The organism is Paraburkholderia phenazinium (genome assembly GCF_900100735.1).
GTDB lineage: Bacteria > Pseudomonadota > Gammaproteobacteria > Burkholderiales > Burkholderiaceae > Paraburkholderia > Paraburkholderia phenazinia.
This window is the reverse complement of the sequence record NZ_FNCJ01000012.1, coordinates 66,613-86,407: the sequence shown is the minus strand read 5'-3', so window position 1 is coordinate 86,407 and position 19,795 is coordinate 66,613. Positions and strand designations below refer to the sequence as shown.

Sequence of the window (19,795 nt, the reverse complement as noted above, 5' to 3'; positions counted from 1 at the left end):
TTACTGGAATTTCTGTCAAATTCCCAAAACTCATGGCGTTGGACGTCCGATAGAGAACAGGCCGTCGCGGCCGAAATCTTCGCAGGCACACTGCCGTCATTTCAAATGGCTATTGCGCCAGTCGCGCGGCGTCACGCCAAAGCGTGAATTAAACCAGTTCGTAAAGGAGCCCTGCTGTGAATAGCCTAGCAGTGCGGAAACTCGCCCGATGGGATAGCGCGGGTTGCTCATATAGCGCACGGCCAGTTCGCGCCTGACTTCCTCGACCAGATGCGAGAAGCTGGTATGCGCCACTTCAAGTTGGCGCTGCATGGTGCGAACGCTCAGACGTAAGTGGCGGGCAACCAGCTCGACGGTGGCCTGCTCGAGGGGCAGCAGCAAGTAGATTGCCTTGCGCACTTCCAGCGCGGTCGAATCGACACCCGCCGCGTTGAGTGAATCCGCGAGGCTCTCGGCATATCGCACCAGTTCCGGGTCGGCGGCAGGATTCGGGTAGTCGAGTTCGGCGGCCGCACACACAAAGCCGTTGAAATCGCTGCCGAACTCCAGCGGGCAGCCGAAGAATCGTCGATGAAACGTCAGGTCTTTCGGTCCCTGATGCACGAAATGAACGGAGCGTGGTTTCCAGTGATCGCCGAGCAGCGCGCTGGAGTGGCGCCACAGGACCCCGACCGCGAGTTCGATCGCCTGATTCGTTGGGGTACCCGGTTCGACGACCAATTCTTCACGGATGGTGACCGTTTCGCCTACGTCCTCGACGTACACAGCCAGGGCTTCGTTCAATAGATGCCGGTATTCGGCCGTCGCCAGCAACACCTCGCGCAGCGTGCGCTTGTGGGCGAGCAGGACATTGACCACACCCGTACCGAATTTCTGCCGGGTCTCGGCCATCTGCAGCGCGAAGGTCGGGCACGACGCCTTTTCGGCCGTCACTTCCAGCAGCCGGCACGCGGCGGCGGCCGGAATGCGATCGTCCGGATTCGCAAGCGCCGCGGTATCGATCCCGACCTGCTGCGCAAGCTCGACCGGGTTCAGTCCGAGCCGCCGCGTCACGTCGAAATAGCCGCTCATGGCTACCGATCGCAGCATCGATTCCATCAACAAGCCTCCGCGCGCGTCGGACGGGCTACCCCTCGCCGTCCGGTAGTGAAAATGCCCACTGCGCGCTAACGTCGGTGTTAACGCGCAGTGGCATGAAATACTAAAAGAATGGCGTCCAATCACAAAAGTGTAACGCAGGATTGCCGTATTGTGGGCCTCAACGGTTCATCATGTTCCGACCAGTTTTCATGCGGCAGCCGTGCCGCGAGCGTCGGAATACCGTCCCCTTATTGGAGAACACGATGCAATTCCTCGACGATTCGCTGCACCCCGAGAACCAGGACAAGGTCGTCATCACGACCGCTCCGTACGGCCCGGAATGGATGCCTGAGGATTTTCCGGAAGACATTCCGGTGACGATGCAGGAGCAGATCCAGAAGGCCGTGGACTGCTACAACGCCGGCGCGACCGTCCTGCATCTGCACGTGCGTGAACTGGATGGCAAGGGCTCCAAGCGTCTGTCGAAATTCAACGAACTCATCGCCGGTGTGCGCGCGGCCGTGCCTGACATGATCATCCAGGTCGGAGGCTCGATCTCGTTTGCACCGGAAGATGACGGCCAGGCCGCGAAGTGGCTGTCCGACGACACGCGCCACATGCTGGCCGATCTCGACCCGAAGCCCGATCAGGTGACGGTCGCGATCAACACCACGCAGATGAACATCATGGAATTGCTCTATCCCGCGTACCTGGAAGGCACGTCGCTGTCCAACCCCGCGCTGATGGCTGCCTACAGCGAAATGACGGTACCTGCGGGTCCGGCCTGGGTCGAGGAGCACCTGCGTCGCCTGCAGGCCTCGGGCATCCAGCCGCACTTCCAGCTCACGGGCATCCATGCGCTCGAGACACTCGATCGTCTCGTGCGCAAGGGTGCCTACAAGGGCCCGCTCAACCTGACATGGATCGGTATTGGCGGAGGCTTCGATGGCCCGAATCCGTTCAACTTCTTTAACTTCGTGCACCGCGCGCCGGACGGCTGTACGCTCACGGCGGAGTCGTTGCTCAAGAACGTGTTGCCGTTCAACATGATGGCGATGGCCATGGGCCTGCATCCGCGCTGCGGCATCGAAGACACGATCATCGACCAGCACGGCAACAGGATGACTTCAGTGCAGCAGATCGAACAGTGCGTACGCGTGGCGCGCGAACTGGGCCGCGAGATTGCCTCCGGCATGGAAGCGCGCGACATCTACCGCATCGGCGTGCAGTACGAAACGGCCGACGAGACGCTCGCGGCCAACGGCATGGCGCCGAACCGCAACGCCGGCGTGAAGAACCTGCCGCTACGCACGGCGTAAGAGACAAGCTGGACACGAAGGAGACGACTCATGTTCACGCACGCTGAGCCCACGACGGCCGACATTTCGACGACGCAAAAAGACGTGCAAGCGTATGCGTGGGTGGTATTTGTCCTGACGGTGGGCTTGCTGCTCTCCGACTACATGTCGCGGCAAGTGTTGAATGCGGTGTTTCCGATGCTCAAGGCCACGTGGCACCTTTCGGACACGCGGCTGGGTTCGCTGAGCAGTGTGGTCGCGCTGATGGTCGGCGTGCTCACCTTTCCGCTTTCAGTGCTCGCCGATCGTTGGGGCCGGGTGAAGAGCATTGTCCTGATGGCAGCGATGTGGAGTCTCGCGACGCTCGGCTGTGCGCTCTCGACAAGCTATGGCGAGATGCTGCTCGCGCGCGCCTTCGTCGGCGTCGGTGAAGCGGCCTACGGCAGTGTCGGCATCGCGGTCGTCCTTAGCATCTTTCCGGCACGGCTGCGCGCTACACTCACCGCCGCGTTCATGGCCGGCGGGGCGTTCGGTTCAGTGCTGGGCATGGCGCTGGGCGGTGCAGTCGCGGCCCACCTGGGCTGGCGCGCGGCGTTCGGCGCAATGGCGGCTTTGGGGATCGTGCTGGTCGTTCTCTACCGGGCTGTCATCACCGAAAAGCGGCTCGCGCCGCTGCAACCGGCAAACGCGGGCCGTCGGATGCAGGGCGCCGGTGTATGCATGAGCTTGCGCGCGTTGATGCAAGGACTCTTTTCGACGAAGTCGGTTGTGTGTGCCTACGTGGGTAGCGGCATTCACCTGCTGGTTCCGGCCGCTGTATGGGCGTGGATGCCTAGCTTCCTGAACCGCTACTACGGCATGTCCACCGGCAAGGCGGCCATGGGCGCGGCCGTGTTCGTACTGGCCACCGCTTTCGGCATGGTGGTGTGCGGCAATCTGGCTGACCGGCTCAGCAAGCATAAGCGGGAAAACAAGTGGAGCACTGCCCTCGCCTTCTGCCTGATCTGCTTCGTGTTGCTCACGATCGGCTTCCGGATGCCGGCAGGTCCGGCACAACTCGTCATGATCGGCGCGGGCATGTTCTTTTGCGCAGGCGCGACGGGCCCGTCGGGCGCGATGGTGGCGAACCTTACCCCACCGTCGATCCATGCGTCGGCGTTTGCCACCCTGACGTTGGCGAACAACCTGCTGGGTCTCGCACCCGCAGCCGTCCTGACGGGCATTGTGGCTGACCGGATCGGGCTACTCGGCGCCTTGCAACTCGTGCCGTTTGCACCTCTCGTCGCGGCAATCGCCTTCTTCATTGGCAAACGGAACTATGGCATCGACCTCGATCGCGTGAATGCCCTGCGTGAACAGGCCAAATAAATTTGTAGTTCGAAAAAAGGATAGGAGATTCGAAATGGCGAAAGCAGTGCGTTTCCATGAGACGGGCGGTCCCGAAGTCTTGCGCTATGAAAATGTTGAAGTGGGCGACCCCGGCCCCGGACAGGTTCGCTTGCGCCATGAGGCAGTGGGCCTGAATTTCGCGGACACCTACTTCCGCTCCGGCCTATACCCCGTGCCCATGCCTGCAGGTATGGGCGTCGAGGCTGCAGGTGTGGTCGAGGCAATCGGCCTCAATGTGAGCAACGTCGCGCTCGGTGATCGCGTGACCTACACCGGCTTTCTCAACACGCTCGGCGCCTACAGCACTGAACGCCTGGTCCCGGCGGCGCCGCTCATCAAGCTGCCGGATGCAATTTCCTGCGAAACGGCTGCCGGCATGACCATGCGCGGCCTGACCTCGTCGTACCTGATGCGCCGCATTCACGATTTCAAGGCGGGTGACACCGTCCTGCTGCATGCCGCCGCCGGCGGTGTCGGCCTGATTGTGTCGCAGTGGGCAAAGCTGCTGGGTCTCACCGTGATCGGCACCGTTTCGAACGAGGCCAAGGGCGAAGTGGCCCGCGCGCATGGCTGCGACCACATCGTCTACTACAGCCGGGAGGACGTCGCGAAGCGCGTGCGTGAACTGACCAACGGCGTTGGCGTGGACGTCGTGTTCGACAGCGTCGGCAAGGATACCTTCGAAGCATCGCTCGATTCGCTGAGGCGCCGTGGCCTGATGGTCTGCGTCGGCACGGCGTCCGGGCCAATCCCGCCGTTCAATCCGCAGATTCTGGCGATGAAGGGCTCGCTCTATCTGACGCGCCCCGCGCTGGCAGACTATATCGCCGATCCCGCCGAGAAGGACGAACTCGCCGGCGAACTCTTCGGGCATGTCGCCGCAGGACGCATCAAGATCGAACTCAACCAGCGTTACGCGCTGGAGGACGCGGCGCAGGCCCACCGCGACCTTGAATCGCGCAAGACGACGGGCTCGTCGGTGTTCGTCATCTGAGGAGAACGCGATGCGAGTCGAACAATTGACGTGCGCCATCGGGGCCGAACTGGCCGGCTTGAATCTCGCCGACGCCATCGACGATGACGGCCTGTTTGCCGAGATCCGTGCGGCACTGCTCGAACACCGGGTGCTGTTCCTGCGCGACCAGGACATCTCGCGCGCCGAGCATGTTGCATTTGCGCGCCGTTTCGGCGAACTGGAGGACCATCCGGTCGCCGGCAGCGATCCGGAACATCCGGGCCTCGTGCGCATCTACAAAGACCCGGAACAGCCCAACGACCGGTATGAAAACGCGTGGCACGCGGATGCCACCTGGCGCGAGGCGCCGCAGTTCGGTGCTGTCCTGCGCTGCGTGGAGTGCCCGCCGGTCGGCGGCGACACGATGTGGGCAAACATGGTCCTCGCCTACGAGAACCTGCCGGAGCACATCAAGACCCAGATTGCCGACCTGCGAGCCCGGCATAGTATCGAGGCGAGCTTCGGTGCCGCGATGCCGGTCGAAAAACGTCTCGCTCTCAAGGCGCAATTCCCGGACGCGGAACACCCTGTTGTGCGCACGCATCCCGAGACCGGTGAGAAGCTCTTGTTCGTGAACGCCTTCACCACCCATTTCACCAATTACCACACGCCGGCACGCGTGCGCTTCGGGCAGGACGCCAATCCGGGTGCGGGTGAGTTGCTGCGCTATCTCATCAGCCAGGCCTACATCCCCGAGTACCAGGTCCGCTGGCGCTGGAAACCCAACAGCATCGCGATCTGGGACAACCGCAGCACGCAGCACTATGCAGTGATGGATTACCCGCCGTGTCACCGCAAGATGGAGCGCGCCGGAATTGTCGGCGACAAGCCGTACTGATCGCGTAGCAAGCATCTTGCATGGGATCGCAGACCACTTCATGACCCTCGATATGACACCCACCATCCTGTTGGTGCCGGGCTTGCGCGACTACGTTGCAGAGCATTGGCAAACGTTGTTGGAACGGAGACTGCCCAAAGTGGCCTCGGTGCCGCCGCTCGAGCACGACAAACTCAGTTGCGCCGCACGCGTCGCCGCGCTCGATGCCGCCCTCGCGAAAATCGATGGTCCGGTAATCCTCGTCGCGCATAGCGCCGGCGTGATGATCACGGTGCATTGGGCCCAGCAGCACAGCCGCAAGATTCACGGCGCACTGCTCGCCGCTCCGGCCGACCTCGAAGTGCCGCTGCCGGCAGGCTACCCGGCCTTCGATGCGTTGGCTGAGAACGGTTGGCAGCCGATTCCACGCAAGCCGCTGCCGTTTCCGAGCATTGTCGGTGCGAGCCGCAACGATCCGCTCGCGCAGTTCGAGCGCGTCGTGGCGATGGCGAAAGCCTGGGGCAGCCGGCTCGTCGATCTTGGCGAAGTCGGCCACCTGAATCCGGCTGCAGGGTTTGGTGAATGGCCGATGGCGGAGACACTGATCCATGAACTCATCTGATCTGGTACCGGTTGGCACGGTCGATGAACTCGCGCCAGGCCAGCGAAAGCGGGCCTTGATCAAAGGCCGCAGTGTTGTCCTGTTCAATATCGGCGGCACGATCCACGCGATTGACGACTCGTGTCCTCACCAAGGGGCCTCGGTCGCAAACGGTCATCTCAACGGGTGTGTGCTGAGTTGCCCGGCGCACGGTCTGCGCTTTGACGTGCGCACCGGTTGCATGCCGGGCGCGGGCGGGTTGAGCCTGACGACTTTCCCGGTCCGGACCATCGACGGAAAGCTGTTCGTGAGTCTCGAAGATCCGGCCGCCAGTGCCGCGCAGGCATCGGTGTGCAATGCGGCCCCGTGATCCGGGCCGCGCGGGAACATGCAGTTATTCAGGGGAACAAGGATGCAAGGTTTGATGATGCAGCAACCGCTGCTGGTCGCATCGCTGCTCATGCACGCTGAACGCCACCACGGCGCACAGGAAATCGTGTCGCGACGGGTCGAAGGCGACATCCACCGGTATCGGTACCGGGAGCTTGCGCAGCGCGCGCGCCGCATGGCAAACGCCCTCGCAGGCCTCGGCGTCCGGCCCGGCGCGCGGGTGGCGACGCTGGCGTGGAACGGCTACCGGCATATGGAACTGTACTTCGCCGCGTCTGGGACCGGGTCCGTGTTGCACACGCTCAACCCCCGTCTGCACGTCGATCAACTCGCGTACATCATCGAGCATGCGGGAGATCAGATCGTGTTCTTTGATTTGACGTTTCTGCCGCTGATCGAGAGCGTCGCGCCGCGGGTCAAGAGCCCGAAGGTCTTTGTTGCCATGACCGATCGCAAGCACATGCCGCAAGATCATGGCCTATCCACCATGCTGCTGTGCTACGAGGATCTCATCGACGGCTACAGCGACGCGTTCGACTGGCCGATGCTGGACGAAAACAGCGCGTCATCGCTATGCTACACGTCGGGGACGACCGGCAATCCGAAGGGGGTGCTATACAGCCACCGCTCGACGCTGCTGCACACCTACGCCGCAGCGTTGCCGGATTCACTGAACTGTTCAGCGCGCGATGTGATTCTTCCGGTCGTGCCGATGTTCCATGTGAACGCGTGGGGACTGCCGTATATCGCGTGCATGGTGGGTGCGAAGCTGGTGTTTCCGGGTCCGGCGCTGGACGGCAAGTCGCTCCATGACCTGATCGAGGACGAACAGGTCACGCTGTCGGCCGGCGTGCCGACGGTCTGGCAGGGACTGCTCGCGCATGTCGACGCAATCGGGGGTTCGTTTTCGTCGATGAAGCGCACGATTATCGGCGGAGCTCCCTGCCCCACAGCCATGACGACGGCGTTCCAGCAGCGCCATCACGTTGAGGTCATGCATGCATGGGGCATGACGGAATTGAGCCCGCTCGGCACCGTCTGCAGTTTCAAGGCGCATCAGGTGTCCCTGCCTATGGAGGAGCGCTACGCCCTTCAGGCAAAACAGGGGCGCCCTGTGTTCGGCATCGACATGAGAATCGTCGACCCCGCAGGCAACGATCTGCCGTGGGATAGCAGCGCAACGGGCGACCTTCTTGTGCGCGGTCATTGGGTCGCCCAGGAGTACTTCGGCGACGACGGCGGATCGCCACTGCGCGACGGCTGGTTTCCGACCGGCGACGTCGCAAAGATCGATCCCGACGGCTTCATGCAGATTACGGATCGCAGCAAGGACGTCATCAAGTCCGGCGGGGAATGGATCAGTTCGACCGACATCGAAAATGTCGCGTATCTGCACCCCGAAGTCATGACGGCGGTTTGCATCGCCGCGCGGCATCCGAAGTGGGACGAGCGACCGCTGCTGTTGATCGTGAAGAAACCCGGCAGCGCGCTCGCCGCGGATGAACTGCTCGCGTTCTTTGACGACCGGGTTGCGAAGTGGTGGAAGCCAGACGCCGCGGTGTTCGTGGACTCGGTTCCGCTCGGCGCAACCGGCAAGGTGCTCAAGAATCAGTTACGGAATCAGTTTGGCGATTACTACCTGTCGGCCTGAGACACCGACGTAGTAACAGCCCAGTTTCATTCGAGCAACAAGCCATTAGCAGCCGGGGCCACCCGGCGCGCCCCACACCTGGAGGAGACGCAATGAAATTCAAGTCAAGTAGCCTGGCAGTGCTGATCGTCTTTTCGGCGACAGCTCATGCCCAGTCCTCGGTTACGCTCTACGGCGTACTCGACAGTGGACTCCTGTATCAGAGCACTTCGGCCGCAACATTTCAGCCACACGCACCGAATCAGGGGCATGTCTATGAACTCAAGGACGGCGGCATCTACTCCAGCTACTGGGGCCTGAAGGGAAGCGAAGACATCGGCGGCGGCTACAAGATCACGTTCAAGCTGCAAGGCACGTTCAACACCACGAACGGCAAGTTTGGGCTATCCGACACGCCCGGCACGACCGCAATTTTCAACCAGTATGCGACGGTTGGGGCAAGCGGGCCGTTTGGCACGTTCGACGCCGGTCGGCAGATCGTCCCGATGATCTATGCGATGGCGGAAACGGACGTACGCGGCGCACAGTATTTCGGCAGCATCCTGACTGCATGGCTGGGCGTCAATCAGGCGGCCGGCTGGCCCGGCACCAGCACGAACGCTCCAATTGGCGCCCTGTATGACAGCAACGCGCTGGTCTACAATTCGCCGAAATTCTATGGCACGACGCTTGCGCTCGAGTACGCGCCGGGCGGGGTCGCGGGACAGTTCCAGGGAGGCACACGCGAGTCGGCCGTGCTCAAGTATTCGAATTACGGTCTGAACCTGTCTGCGGTGTACTACAACGGACACGACACCAACCCGTTTCCGCTGACGTATCCAGCGGCTCCGGCCACGCCAGCGACAGGCCTGGACAATAACCGCTTCTACTACTTCGGTGCGATGTACACGATCAGCGGATTTTCGGTATCCGCCTCGTATGCCATTGCCAGAAACCCGGCGAAGAGCAATAGCGTCGACTTCGAAATGGCGTCGGGCGGCCTTGGCTATCAGTTCAATCCCGCCTTCAAGATCACGTCCGGTTACTACTACCTCAAGGACCGCAACAATTCAGCGAATCACTCGAGCGAGTTCGCAGTGGGTGCGGAATACAACCTGTCCGTGAGGACCAAGGCGTATGCACAGGTCGGGTATGTCAACAACAAGGGGACGATGAACCAGACGATCATCTATGGAGCCCCGGTTGCACCCGGTGTCTCCACTACTGCGGCCATGATCGGCATTCGCCATAGCTTCTGATTTCGTCACCTTAATGAACCGGAGTCATCCATGAAAACAATCAAGACACTCGAGCTGGCGATCGCCGCATTGTTTGTTGCAGCATCCACAACGGCATGGTCCCAATCCGGTGAAGCAAGCAGTGCACCCAACAGTGCGCAGGGTGCGTCCGGGATGATGGCATCGGGCGCCGCGGCCCCCGCGGGCCGGAAAGCGGACCGTGCCCTGCGCCGCAGGGTTTATGCCGCTATCGGGAAGGACAAGGAAATCAGTGCCGGCGACATCAGTGTTATCGCAAAAGACGGCGCAGTGACACTAAATGGCACGGTCACGGAAGCCGCCCAGATCGGCAAGGCTGAGGCGATCGCGAGGAGCGTTTCCGGGGTGACATCTGTCACCAACAAGCTGACGGTGAAGAAACCGTTGGGCGGAATGTAAGCGGCCTTAGTCTGGTGCGGAGTGCGGTGAGGTCCTCCACCTGGGGCGTGGAAGATTTCACGGCCGCTGCCGGAGAGCTATTTCCCGGCTGCGCGTTCATCAGCGGGAATGATTACGGCAGAGGTGACGGGCGAGTGGACAGTCCATCCGATGGCACGGTACAGCGCAAGCCCATCGGCCGTCGCCACCAGAACGCCTTGCCGCTTTCCCCGCGCCACAGCCTCGTCGCTCAATAGCGTCATGATTACGCTTCCCAAGCCACGTCTTCGGTGTAACTCATGCGTGACGATCTGGTCAAATATGCACGACTCTCCGTTCAGGGCGCACTGACCGCTCGCGGCTATCTCACCCGCAGCGTCCTCGACCTGCACCCGGATAATTGGCCCCTCGTCAAATACGCGCACGACATACCCTTTTGGGAGGATGCCCTCGCCTTGCGAAGCTTCGTTGCCGGCCAACGCTGTCGCCATCATGAATAAAGGCGCTTGTACGGTCCAGGCCTGCGGAAGGACCTCAGCCACAGTCCTCGGCTCGGCGCAAACCTTGATGAAAGTCCATGGAGTATGGATGCGGGAAGCCAGATCCGTAACGACTTCTGGTCGAAATTCCGGCAGCACGTAACGTGTTTTTTCTTGAGGCAATCCGACGTCGACCCGAAAACCAATTGGTAACACCGTCGGAGCGGGCGTTCTTCGCGACAGCGTCCAGCCCGTCACCCACGCCTCGACGATCAGCGGATCAACCCGATGAACGGCCAGGGGTTTTGGCATTTCCATTGTCGATACTTTCATCCAATCCGTTCCAGTGACATAGCCGGCCGCCGAGAATCTCGGTGCTCCAACATCCCGGCGGTTCGAAACACCTTTCAGGTGCCATCCATATTGCCCGATGCTCGACTCGAGCACTGGGCGAAAATAGTGATTGAAAGCTATGACGCCCGGCGTAGGGAATACATCACAGCATCTCTGGTGTCTCAGTGGACCGGTTCGATCTTGAAAGCATCGACCGCTACACCAAGGTCTACGCCTTCGCCGCTGCCGCTCAACGCCATCGACGTCGTTCCCTTGGTCAACACCTGGGCAGTACCGCTACTTCCCGCACCGGCCGAAGCACCGGCCTGCGCATAACTGCCGTACACATCCCTGATGCTGTAGACATTGGTGATATCGCCGTGGCCGTTGACGTGAAACTTGCCGGCCGTCAGGCCACCGCCATGCACGCTGATCGTGACAGCGGCCCTTTGCCCATTATCGCAAGTTACTCTGCCCCGTCCTTCGGCATGCTGATAAATCGCCGACCATCCGGACATGCTGAAGGTCAGATGGCATTTCACCGGCGCGCCGCCTGCCTGAGCCGGGATGGCGGTCAAGCCCGTCAGGGCACCCACGCACAGCAACGTGGCGGCAGTCGATACAAGGGTACGCTTGCTCATAGCAGTCTCCTGGCACATGAAGATGGGGTATCCAGTGTAACCGTCATTCGCAGTGGGTTGGCTGACGGCCACCTAAACGTCCGTGCGGCAGTGCTGGCGAACGCCGATCCATGGCCGTCCCTACCGCTCGAACACCCATAGACCGCGTAGACCATCTGAATTCCGCGGCTACCTTTACGTTCGGAGCGTTAAGTCCGCCGAGCATTCTATTGGCGCCTCTTGGCTAAGCGCATCAACCGCCATATCCAGCAGCATGTGAGGCCGCAGCGCAGGCACCGCCAAAAGCGACTGTCTCTTGCAGTACGCCATCCGATCCGGGCCGCAGGCGATTTCCAGAACCCGGCATTCGACCGCACGATCTTTCACTCTCGGTTGAATGGGGAAATCCTTGCGTAACGAGACAGAGCAGACCTCCATCCATTTGTCGGCATTCCACGCTTCGATGTCCCATGTCCTCTCGGAATAGGCCGGTAAGCGATCGCTTTGAACCGCACGAGTCGGCACGCAGAGCTCACGAGAGAACCATTCCGCGAGTGGCTCCATGGCTTCCCGCATGTAGTCGCACTTGGAATCGACGGCGTACAGGCATTGAAACTCCATTTGGCAAAACTCCTTCAGACGCATGTGCCGGCTGGGCTGGTCCTGCTCCCTACGGAAGCTCTTGGATAATTGCCAAACGCACCAAGGCAGCTTTCGTGAGCGTGCTTCCAGTTTTTTGACCATCCAAGCATATGTCGATGGTGTGGTCTCAGGCTTGAGCGCCAGGGGAGTCTCTTGCTCTCTGATGGGTTGCGCCCAAATATCGTTGTCACTGTATTCCGCGCTCAACAGGTCACGGGGAATCAGCGACGGCGCCTCTATTCGTTCGAAGGTCCATGCCGAATTCAGTTGCGTGAGAATCGTTGAAATCTGCGCCGGCATGCTACGCGTGAATTGCTCTCGCAAGCGGATGTCCTCCTCGTCATAGAAGAGGAAATTGTTCAATTCATAGACCTGTTCCATTTGATTACGCCTCATGAGATCGTCGGTGGTTACCGGAGCTCGCAAGACGCAGAAAATGGAAAGCAAAAGAATTCGGCGCCTTGCCAGCGCCGAAATTGTGCAAAACAAACAAGCAAAAACAGGCGTTGGCGGTTATGTACCGCCAAAACCTCGCTGGTTGACCCAATGACGCATAGCGTCCATTGCTTGCTCCCTTTGCTATTCAGCAGGAACACACCCGCTGTTCCACAAAAATACCTGGATATCGGCTCATTTGCAAGGAATCAATCGCCCGAACGTCCGAGTATCAGCGTATCAGCCAAGGGATTTCGCCGCGTCGCCGAACTGCGACGGGACATGCCGGGAGATGCCGTGGATTGGAAACACCGTGACGATCGTACCCAGCGCGGCAATCCACATCGTCGGCACAAGACCGAACATATGTGCGCTGAGGCCGGCCGCCATGCTAGCGAGGGGCATCGTGCCCCAAACCACGAACCGCATCGTTGCGTTGACGCGGCTCATCAGATCCTTTGGACACAACATCTGGCGCAGGCTGATCTGGGAAACGGCGAAGAAGACCCCGCCGAAGGCCGTGCCGAACATCGAGACCATCAGCACCGCCTGGCCAAACCGCGCTTCATTGACCGGCAGGCTCGCGGCGAGCGGCGTCAGTATGCAGAAGCCGGCCGCGACGACCAATCCCCCCGTGAGCAGCGTACCGATGCCGAACTTGCGCCGCGCTGGACCGAGAAGCAGTGCGCCCACCAGGCCACCTGCCGTGACCGATGAGTAGACGACCCCCAACCCGGCTGGCCCAAGACGTAGGGTCTCAAGCACCAGGATGGGCGTCAGTGTGGTGATCGCCGTTGCAAAGAAGTTCGAGAGAAGCATAGCGAGTGCGATGACGCGCAAGGCAGGTTCGGACCAGACGAAACGGAGCCCTTCTATCATTCCCTGACGCAGACCCCGCTTGCTCGTATCGGCGTGCACCTCTTCTTTATGCGGTACGCGCGTGAGGATCGCTGCGCAGACGAGATACCCGACGGAATCCAGCAGAACCACGACAGGTGCGCCGATGAGTTTCATCACGAACCCGATCACAATGGGAGTGCTCGCATCAGCCGCTCTGGATGATGTCGTGAGCAGCGTGTTGGCCCGATAGCTCTCGCCAGATCCGACGAGCAGCGGTACGTAGGCCTGATAGGCGATACCGTAGAAATGGCTTGCCACGCCGACGAACAGGGCAATGACGTAGAGAGACGGCATGCCAAGCCACCCGCTCAGCCATATGACCGGGACGGTCCCGATCAGTAACGCGCGACTCACCGCCGAGAATATCATCGCGTAACGTTTGGACATTCGATCGATCCATACGCCAGCGGGCAACAGCAACAGCATGGGGCCTACCGTTTCGGCCGCCGTCAGGTAGCCTACCTGGCGACTGTCGGCCGAGAGGTATTGGATGGCGAGAACCGGTAGTGCCAGAGTCCATGCGCGGCCGCCGACCTGGATCGCCAGGTTCGCGAGCCAGAACCAGCGAAACGCCGGCGCTCGCGTTTCTCCGCCCGAAGTTATTCCTGAATCCATGGAGCGACACCCCTGGTCGGCATTGGCTACGCCTGATTAACGGTTCGCGCGGAGCGTGAATTCAAGCGAGTCTTGAATAGATTCGCGTGTTTCGCAAACTGCCGAGATGGCCTCGACGCGCTTCGCGTCGGCAGATGAAGATGCACTAAATTATCGGCGATACAGCCTGCCGTGTCGACTAACAGTTAGACGTTAGACCGTCATTTCAGAGCCCGCATCGAATGACCGAATTAGGTCCCGCCTGCCTCATGCAATGCGAATATTTACGCAAGTCAGAATGATCGAAATCGATACACGCGACGCAGTCTTTACCAAACCGAATGGCCCCGGAATATTTTGCGCAGTCATTCGGCGTTAGCATACGGTCCTGCCCCCAGGCTCTCTAAACTGGCAACCCATGAACCAGACCAAAGCCACCCAAGATTTGCACGACAATCGCGCCCATTCAGCAACGCGATCGCGCGGCCTGTTCCCGCTATATACCCTGCTCGCGTTCGTCGTCGCGATCAGCCTTTCCAGGCTGCTCCAGGCCGCCCCTATCGATGTCGATCAGCTTTGGAACTGGGATTCGCCGGCCACCAGCGAGGAGCGCTTCCGCGCCGCACTAGCAGGCGCCGATGCCAACCAGAGCTTCATTTTGCAGACCCAGATCGCGCGAACCTATGGCTTACGTGGACAGTTCGCCCAGGCACGCCAGATCCTCGATGATCTCAAACCCAAACTGGCCCGCGTTTCACCGGAGGCGCAAGTACGCTACTACCTGGAGCGTGGCCGCACGTTCGCCTCGGCCGTATCCACGGCTGGAGGAGCCTCGCCGGAAACGATGCGCGAAGCGCGCGAAGACTATGCAAACGCCTTTCGCCTGGCACGCCAATATCATCTCGATGCGCTGGCCGTGGACGCTCTGCACATGATGGCCTTCGTCGATACCGCTCCCGCGGATCAGTTGCGCTGGGACGACCGCGCGCTGTCACTCGCTCTGGACTCTTCCGATCCCAAGGCACAGCATTGGGAAGCGTCCCTGCGCAACAATATTGGAAACGCGCTCAACGATCTCAATCGCCACCAGGAAGCGCTCGACCAATTCCGCATCGCGCTCGCGCTGCGTGAACGAGCCGGCGACGCGGAGGCGACCCGTCAAGCCTGGTGCTCTGTCGGTTGGACGCTGCGCCTGTTGGGCAGGAATGCCGAAGCGCTAGCGATCCAGCAACACCTGCTTGCTGAATACGACGCCAACGGAACAACGAATCCGGACGTGCTGGATGAACTTAAGGAAATCTATCGGGCCACGGGCGACGAGCGCGATGCCGCCGCATACGCGAGCCGACTGCAAGCGTACCAGGCAGCCCACCCTGATACCAATCAGTGATACGCATTTTATGCGCCATGCATTAGATGGAGTGCCTGGCGATATTGCTGAGGGGATTGGCCGGTGTGCTGCCGGAAACAACGATTGAAGTGCGCCTGATCGAAGAAGCCTAAGCGCAAGGCGAGATGGGCAAGCGGTGTTTCTGCGTCCACGGCAAGAGACTGCAGCGCGTCGTGGATTCTGGCGCGTTGAATGAGCCATTTGGGTGTCACCCCCAAATAGTTTGAGAAGCAGCGTTGCAACGCACGCTCGTCTAGATCCAGAAGCTCCTGTAACGCAGGTACGCGAGTGATGCTGCTGTCTCTTTGCACTGCCTGGACAGCATTGTCGAGGCGCTCGACTAACGGATCAATTGACGGTATTTGCGTCGACAGCAAGCGCTCGACGTACGCAACAGCGTCCCGGTGATCCTTGAGATTCAGGATGTTCTCCTCGACCTCGGTGATATCCGCACTGTGCGGCAGGCAGTACAGAGGCGAAACCTGAGTATCGCTCAGCGTGGACATCGAACAATCGATCCACGGGCGCAGGCCACCACACTTGAATCGCACGCCGTGTACCCTTCCACGACCTCGCAATTGCCGCGTAAAGAGCCCCCTGGATGGGCCATGAATGGCCGTCTGCCCGGCCTCGAAGGCTAGATTGGCATTGGGATACGGCATGACGCGCTGGGTGTGCAGATCGTTGTCCAGTAGATCCCATTCGACGATCCAGTGAAATTCCGCCCATGGGGCCAATGCCTCGCCCACCGGATACCGGTTGATCCGGAATCGCTGACCAACGTGCTGGGGCAACAGCACAGCGCGCTGCGTCAGCGTCGTGTCAAACTCCGATGTCGGCTTTCTACAAGACATAGGCTGAGTTTTGATCAATGATGATGCCATCTATGAATCTTTCAATTAGCGACGTCGGAGCAGTCTTGTCTATGGTTGCAATTTTCTTGTGCGAGGTCCTGTGAGCGTAGCTTCTTCCAATGCAGAGTCGTTAGTCGCGGTTGGCGAGTTTGACGTGAAAATTGGCGCGCCAGATATGATTCCGGTGCCGACCGGTGCATCCGCCGTCGGCCGTCATGCGCTCGAAAAAGAGTACCACGGCGGCCTGAAAGGCCACGCCTTCGGCGAAATGCTCACTGCTGGCCAACCGCAACTGGGCGAAGCGACATACGTCGCGCTCGAATCATTTTCTGGTACGTTGAACGGTCGCGTTGGTGGATTCGCGCTGGCCCATCTCGGGCAAATGTCCGCAGGCAGTGAGGAGTTGCGTATCAGCATCGCGCCAGGCTCCGGTACCGGCGAACTAGCCGGGATACGCGGGGAACTCCTCATACGACGCGAATCCGGCACGCATCACTACACGTTAAATTACCGCATAGGCTAAGGCGAATGTCCGCGACCTTGGAGCACCGCCTTGTTGAGGTTGTACAAACGAATCGATGGAACGCGCTGATTCTGGGCAGAGCAGCACAACTTGGCTTTGAGGATTGGTGGTTGACCGCCGGCTGTATTGCGCAATCCATCTGGAATTTCGCTTGCGAACGAGATGTCCACGCGGGCATTCGCGATTACGACCTGTTCTACTACGATCCGGATACATCATGGGATGCGGAAAACGACGCGATCTGTAAAGCGAGGCAGATATTTTCTGACATCCCTGTTGAAGTACAGGTGCGCAACCAGGCCCGTGTTCCACTGTGGTACGAGACGAAGTTTGGAATTCCATTTGGCCCCGTGAACCAGGCCTCGGATGGCATAGACCGATTCCCGTGCGCGACGGTTGCAGTCGGGATCAAGCGCGTGCATGAGAAGTTCGAGGTCTACTCCCCCTTCGGCCTAACGGCTCTATTCGAAGGTGCGTTGAAACCCAATCGCGCACTTCCGATACCTGACGTATACGCCGAAAAAACCGAGCGCTGGCAACGCGAGTGGCCACATCTTCAGCGGGAACCTTGGTAGGCAGTGAATGTAAGGCTGCGGCACGCCCCCTCAGAGACGTTCTAAAATCTCGTTGACCCGGCCCTTGGGGTCACCCTCATGCTGACTTCTGCCCGTCAACAACAAAGAGGTGACTGATGTATTCTTCCACCCCCTGTTTGAACGCGTCGGAAGCGGCCAGACGCCTCGGCGTATCGATCAAAGCCCTGCGGCTATATGAGCAGCAAGGACTGGTAACGCCCGGCCGTACCGCGGCAGGATACCGAGTGTATGGACCCGACGTTATGGCTCGTGCTGCCGAGGTCGTGGCCCTGCGCGCGCTCGGTCTTAGTCTTGCCCACGTTGGACGAGTACTGGATGGTGACCCTCAAAGTTTGGGCACTGCTTTAGCTGCGCACGAGACCGCACTCGATGATGAAATTCATGAGCTTGTTCGTAAGCTCGACAAGGTCCGGAGTATCCGCTCCGATCTTGCACGCGGTCAGATGCCTGCCGACGGAGAGCTGCCGCGCTTGCTCGATCGAACTGAGATCAGCGTGGCATTTGAGCTTCCATGGCCGTGGGGTGGTGAATGGTTCGAACTTCGCGATATCCGGCCATTGAATTACATCATCGGTTCGCTGGGCAGTGGCAAGACCAGGCTGGCCCGTCGTCTGGCAGAGACTTTGCCTAATGCGGTCTTCCTTGGTCTGGACCGACTGGAAGATGGGGGTGCCGCGGCAGTTGATTTGCTGAACGCCGACCCGGCTCTCAAGTCGCGCGTCGATCGAGCCTTGGGGTGGCTCGTCGACGAGGGCGCAACAGAATCCGCCGCCCTGATCACGTTGCTCGTCGTTCTGGAAAGTAACGGCCCTGACGTCCTGGTCGTGGACATGATCGAACAGGATCTGGAACAGTCCACTCAGGAGGCATTGATTACCCATCTTCGCCACCAGGCGAGAACCGGGGGGCGGCCTATCTTCATGCTGACGCGCTCTTCTGCGATTCTGGACCTGGCGGCAATCGGACCAGACGAGGCCGTTATTCTTTGCCCGGCGAATCACAGTCCTCCCACTCGCGTAGCACCTTACCCAGGTGCGCCAGGTTACGAGGCTGTGGCTACGTGCCTGGCATCACCGGAGGTACGGGCGAGGATCGCGCGTCAGCCTGAAACGACGTGATCCCTGCCTTCCGACTTCATACGAGCGTCGAAGGGGCGTTTGATCGATCGCCGTTCGATTGTTGTGGAGGCGACTGGCCTTCGCCGTGCCGCCTCCGCGAGAACCCGGCGAGACGACAATCACGTCGATACACGGTGACTTGACTGCCGTGGATCACGCCAGCGCCTGAACAGGCTGGACCTCGACCGTGAGGTGCGACAGTCCCTTGAAGCGTTCAAGCAACGTATGATAGAAACGTGAATCCCGCTGCGATTCGCTGGTCGCGACAGATACGACCGCGCTCATGTGGCCTGGACCCAGCCGCCACACATGCAAGTCGACCACCTTGTCGCCACGGTCCTCGATAGCGTGGCGAACGTTCTCGGCCATGCGGCGATCCGGATTCATGTCGAGCAGGATTGCCCCGGTGTCACGCATCAAGCCGTATGACCAGTTCGCAATCACCAATGCGCCAACGACGCCGGCAAGCGGGTCCATCCAAAGCCAACCAAACGTGTGCGCGAGTACGAGACCGATGATCGCCAGCACGGAGACCGCTGCGTCAGCTATTACGTGGATGTAGGCCGACCGGATATTGTGATCCCGGGTCGCGGCATCTTGAGCGTCATGGCCGTGCTCGTGCTCTTCGAATTCGACCTCGTGCTCGCCGTCCGGCATCCGCACAATGGCCTTGAAGGCGTGTGGTTCAGGAATGTCTTCCATTGATTCCAGATAGCCCCCACGGTCCGCAAGAGCGAATACCTGTTGCGTCCCATCAGGCCGCACGGTTGTCACAGACACCGCCGACGAGTCCAGGCGCGAACGCTGCGTCGCTGGCGTAATGCGGAACACAGGAGGCACACCCTCTTCGAAGATGGAAACCGCAAACACACCTGACGGAGCAAAAATCTTCTGCACCTCGTCTTCGTGAGCGTGCTCGTCATAGCCATGGCCGTGCCCATGGCTATGACCATGACTGTGGCCGTGATGGTCGCCGCTCAACAGCCAAACGCTTGCCAGGTTGACCAGCAGGCCGACCACGGCGATGGGAATCGCTTCGCCGAAATGAATCGGCACTGGCGACAGAAAACGCGCCACAGCTTCGTAGCCAATCAGCACTGCGATCATGGCAAGCACGATGGCACTCGTGAAGCCCGCGAGGTCGCCAAGCTTGCCGGTACCGAACACGAAGCGGGAATCGGCCGCATGCTTGCGCGCGTAGGTGTAGGCGAGTGCCGCAATGAGCATTGCCCCTGCATGCGTCGACATGTGCAGACCGTCGGCAACGAGCGCCAGCGATCCGAACATACTGCCGCCGACGATTTCAGCCAGCATCATTGCGCTGCACAGCGCGATGACCGCCCATGTCCTACGCTCATTCTGCTCATGGGCCGCACCCAGAAAGATGTGGTCGTGTCCCGCGCCAAACGCGGCGTCTTTGAAATCACTCATGTTCT

General features: G+C 60.3%; 20 protein-coding genes. 13 read left to right on the top strand and 7 right to left on the bottom strand.

Annotated features, from left to right (window positions below; translation table 11 throughout):
• Positions 1-96: 96 nt before the first annotated feature.
• Positions 97-1,098 (bottom strand): AraC family transcriptional regulator, encoded by a 1,002-nt coding sequence (locus BLQ92_RS24420; protein ID WP_090687407.1) that lies wholly within the window; start codon positions 1,096-1,098, stop codon positions 97-99.
• A 245-nt stretch (positions 1,099-1,343) separates the two neighbouring features.
• Here BLQ92_RS24420 and BLQ92_RS24415 point away from each other — a divergent pair, with 245 nt between their 5' ends.
• The 9 genes from BLQ92_RS24415 (at position 1,344) to BLQ92_RS24375 (ending at position 9,896) form a co-directional block, all read left to right on the top strand.
• Positions 1,344-2,399, top strand: coding sequence for a beta-keto acid cleavage family enzyme (locus BLQ92_RS24415; protein ID WP_090687405.1), 1,056 nt, complete (start codon positions 1,344-1,346; stop codon positions 2,397-2,399).
• A 30-nt stretch (positions 2,400-2,429) separates the two neighbouring features.
• The gene (locus BLQ92_RS24410; RefSeq protein WP_090687404.1) at positions 2,430-3,746 is read left to right on the top strand and encodes an MFS transporter; all 1,317 of its coding nucleotides are present in this window, start codon (positions 2,430-2,432) and stop codon (positions 3,744-3,746) included.
• Positions 3,747-3,780: 34 nt separating this feature from the next.
• Positions 3,781-4,761 carry a quinone oxidoreductase family protein gene (locus BLQ92_RS24405; protein WP_090687402.1) on the top strand — a complete coding sequence of 327 codons (981 nt, stop codon included), beginning with the start codon at positions 3,781-3,783 and terminating at the stop codon, positions 4,759-4,761.
• A gap of 10 nt (positions 4,762-4,771) precedes the next feature.
• Complete coding sequence (locus BLQ92_RS24400; RefSeq protein ID WP_090687399.1) at positions 4,772-5,620, top strand: TauD/TfdA dioxygenase family protein; 849 nt, start codon at positions 4,772-4,774, stop codon at positions 5,618-5,620.
• A gap of 40 nt (positions 5,621-5,660) precedes the next feature.
• On the top strand, positions 5,661-6,221 hold the full coding sequence (locus BLQ92_RS24395) for an RBBP9/YdeN family alpha/beta hydrolase (protein ID WP_090687397.1): 561 nt from the start codon (positions 5,661-5,663) through the stop codon (positions 6,219-6,221).
• On the top strand, positions 6,208-6,570 hold the full coding sequence (locus BLQ92_RS24390) for a Rieske (2Fe-2S) protein (RefSeq protein WP_090687395.1): 363 nt from the start codon (positions 6,208-6,210) through the stop codon (positions 6,568-6,570). Before BLQ92_RS24395 ends, BLQ92_RS24390 begins: the two co-directional genes overlap by 14 nt.
• A gap of 42 nt (positions 6,571-6,612) precedes the next feature.
• Positions 6,613-8,241, top strand: coding sequence for a 3-(methylthio)propionyl-CoA ligase (locus tag BLQ92_RS24385; RefSeq protein WP_090687393.1), 1,629 nt, complete (start codon positions 6,613-6,615; stop codon positions 8,239-8,241).
• 92 nt (positions 8,242-8,333) lie between these two features.
• Complete coding sequence (locus tag BLQ92_RS24380) at positions 8,334-9,479, top strand: porin (RefSeq protein ID WP_090687390.1); 1,146 nt, start codon at positions 8,334-8,336, stop codon at positions 9,477-9,479.
• 30 nt (positions 9,480-9,509) lie between these two features.
• Complete coding sequence (locus BLQ92_RS24375) at positions 9,510-9,896, top strand: BON domain-containing protein (RefSeq protein WP_090687387.1); 387 nt, start codon at positions 9,510-9,512, stop codon at positions 9,894-9,896.
• Between the two features lie 77 nt (positions 9,897-9,973).
• On the opposite strand, the gene BLQ92_RS24370 is transcribed toward BLQ92_RS24375, so the two are convergent.
• The 4 genes from BLQ92_RS24370 to BLQ92_RS24355 all read right to left on the bottom strand — a co-directional run bounded on the left by BLQ92_RS24370 (position 9,974) and on the right by BLQ92_RS24355 (position 13,899).
• Positions 9,974-10,687 carry a GNAT family N-acetyltransferase gene (locus tag BLQ92_RS24370; protein WP_090687385.1) on the bottom strand — a complete coding sequence of 238 codons (714 nt, stop codon included), beginning with the start codon at positions 10,685-10,687 and terminating at the stop codon, positions 9,974-9,976.
• A 182-nt stretch (positions 10,688-10,869) separates the two neighbouring features.
• Positions 10,870-11,328 (bottom strand): hypothetical protein, encoded by a 459-nt coding sequence (locus BLQ92_RS24365; RefSeq protein ID WP_090687383.1) that lies wholly within the window; start codon positions 11,326-11,328, stop codon positions 10,870-10,872.
• Between the two features lie 174 nt (positions 11,329-11,502).
• Positions 11,503-12,330: an aminoacyl--tRNA ligase-related protein gene (locus BLQ92_RS24360; protein ID WP_090687381.1), complete on the bottom strand. Its 828-nt coding sequence runs from the start codon at positions 12,328-12,330 to the stop codon at positions 11,503-11,505.
• 294 nt (positions 12,331-12,624) lie between these two features.
• Positions 12,625-13,899 carry an MFS transporter gene (locus BLQ92_RS24355; RefSeq protein ID WP_090687380.1) on the bottom strand — a complete coding sequence of 425 codons (1,275 nt, stop codon included), beginning with the start codon at positions 13,897-13,899 and terminating at the stop codon, positions 12,625-12,627.
• Between the two features lie 397 nt (positions 13,900-14,296).
• On the opposite strand from BLQ92_RS24355, the gene BLQ92_RS24350 reads away from it, so the two are divergent.
• Positions 14,297-15,268 (top strand): tetratricopeptide repeat protein, encoded by a 972-nt coding sequence (locus BLQ92_RS24350; protein ID WP_090687378.1) that lies wholly within the window; start codon positions 14,297-14,299, stop codon positions 15,266-15,268.
• 8 nt (positions 15,269-15,276) lie between these two features.
• Here BLQ92_RS24350 and BLQ92_RS24345 read toward each other — a convergent pair whose 3' ends face one another.
• The gene (locus tag BLQ92_RS24345) at positions 15,277-16,152 is read right to left on the bottom strand and encodes an AraC family transcriptional regulator (protein ID WP_090687376.1); all 876 of its coding nucleotides are present in this window, start codon (positions 16,150-16,152) and stop codon (positions 15,277-15,279) included.
• 70 nt (positions 16,153-16,222) lie between these two features.
• Here BLQ92_RS24345 and BLQ92_RS24340 point away from each other — a divergent pair, with 70 nt between their 5' ends.
• The 3 genes from BLQ92_RS24340 (at position 16,223) to BLQ92_RS24330 (ending at position 18,359) form a co-directional block, all read left to right on the top strand.
• On the top strand, positions 16,223-16,645 hold the full coding sequence (locus tag BLQ92_RS24340; RefSeq protein WP_090687374.1) for a DUF3224 domain-containing protein: 423 nt from the start codon (positions 16,223-16,225) through the stop codon (positions 16,643-16,645).
• Between the two features lie 5 nt (positions 16,646-16,650).
• Positions 16,651-17,220: a nucleotidyltransferase family protein gene (locus BLQ92_RS24335; RefSeq protein WP_090687372.1), complete on the top strand. Its 570-nt coding sequence runs from the start codon at positions 16,651-16,653 to the stop codon at positions 17,218-17,220.
• A gap of 116 nt (positions 17,221-17,336) precedes the next feature.
• Positions 17,337-18,359: a MerR family transcriptional regulator gene (locus tag BLQ92_RS24330; protein WP_090687369.1), complete on the top strand. Its 1,023-nt coding sequence runs from the start codon at positions 17,337-17,339 to the stop codon at positions 18,357-18,359.
• Between the two features lie 153 nt (positions 18,360-18,512).
• On the opposite strand, the gene dmeF is transcribed toward BLQ92_RS24330, so the two are convergent.
• A complete protein-coding gene (gene dmeF, locus BLQ92_RS24325) occupies positions 18,513-19,790 on the bottom strand; it encodes a CDF family Co(II)/Ni(II) efflux transporter DmeF (RefSeq protein ID WP_090687367.1) in 1,278 nt (425 codons plus the stop codon).
• Positions 19,791-19,795: the final 5 nt, after the last annotated feature.

Bases quoted from the DNA above. Each gene is read 5' to 3' on its own strand.
- BLQ92_RS24405 (WP_090687402.1), top strand. From the start codon at position 3,781: ATGGCGAAAGCAGTGCGTTTCCATGAGACGGGCGGTCCCGAAGTCTTG.
- dmeF (WP_090687367.1), bottom strand. From the start codon at position 19,790: ATGAGTGATTTCAAAGACGCCGCGTTTGGCGCGGGACACGACCACATC.
- BLQ92_RS24390 (WP_090687395.1), top strand. From the start codon at position 6,208: ATGAACTCATCTGATCTGGTACCGGTTGGCACGGTCGATGAACTCGCG.
- BLQ92_RS24415 (WP_090687405.1), top strand. From the start codon at position 1,344: ATGCAATTCCTCGACGATTCGCTGCACCCCGAGAACCAGGACAAGGTC.
- BLQ92_RS24330 (WP_090687369.1), top strand. From the start codon at position 17,337: ATGTATTCTTCCACCCCCTGTTTGAACGCGTCGGAAGCGGCCAGACGC.
- BLQ92_RS24335 (WP_090687372.1), top strand. From the start codon at position 16,651: ATGTCCGCGACCTTGGAGCACCGCCTTGTTGAGGTTGTACAAACGAAT.
- BLQ92_RS24370 (WP_090687385.1), bottom strand. From the start codon at position 10,687: ATGAAAGTATCGACAATGGAAATGCCAAAACCCCTGGCCGTTCATCGG.
- BLQ92_RS24410 (WP_090687404.1), top strand. From the start codon at position 2,430: ATGTTCACGCACGCTGAGCCCACGACGGCCGACATTTCGACGACGCAA.
- BLQ92_RS24360 (WP_090687381.1), bottom strand. From the start codon at position 12,330: ATGGAACAGGTCTATGAATTGAACAATTTCCTCTTCTATGACGAGGAG.
- BLQ92_RS24380 (WP_090687390.1), top strand. From the start codon at position 8,334: ATGAAATTCAAGTCAAGTAGCCTGGCAGTGCTGATCGTCTTTTCGGCG.
- BLQ92_RS24420 (WP_090687407.1), bottom strand. From the start codon at position 1,098: ATGGAATCGATGCTGCGATCGGTAGCCATGAGCGGCTATTTCGACGTG.
- BLQ92_RS24375 (WP_090687387.1), top strand. From the start codon at position 9,510: ATGAAAACAATCAAGACACTCGAGCTGGCGATCGCCGCATTGTTTGTT.
- BLQ92_RS24385 (WP_090687393.1), top strand. From the start codon at position 6,613: ATGCAAGGTTTGATGATGCAGCAACCGCTGCTGGTCGCATCGCTGCTC.
- BLQ92_RS24345 (WP_090687376.1), bottom strand. From the start codon at position 16,152: ATGGCATCATCATTGATCAAAACTCAGCCTATGTCTTGTAGAAAGCCG.
- BLQ92_RS24400 (WP_090687399.1), top strand. From the start codon at position 4,772: ATGCGAGTCGAACAATTGACGTGCGCCATCGGGGCCGAACTGGCCGGC.
- BLQ92_RS24395 (WP_090687397.1), top strand. From the start codon at position 5,661: ATGACCCTCGATATGACACCCACCATCCTGTTGGTGCCGGGCTTGCGC.
- BLQ92_RS24350 (WP_090687378.1), top strand. From the start codon at position 14,297: ATGAACCAGACCAAAGCCACCCAAGATTTGCACGACAATCGCGCCCAT.
- BLQ92_RS24365 (WP_090687383.1), bottom strand. From the start codon at position 11,328: ATGAGCAAGCGTACCCTTGTATCGACTGCCGCCACGTTGCTGTGCGTG.
- BLQ92_RS24355 (WP_090687380.1), bottom strand. From the start codon at position 13,899: ATGGATTCAGGAATAACTTCGGGCGGAGAAACGCGAGCGCCGGCGTTT.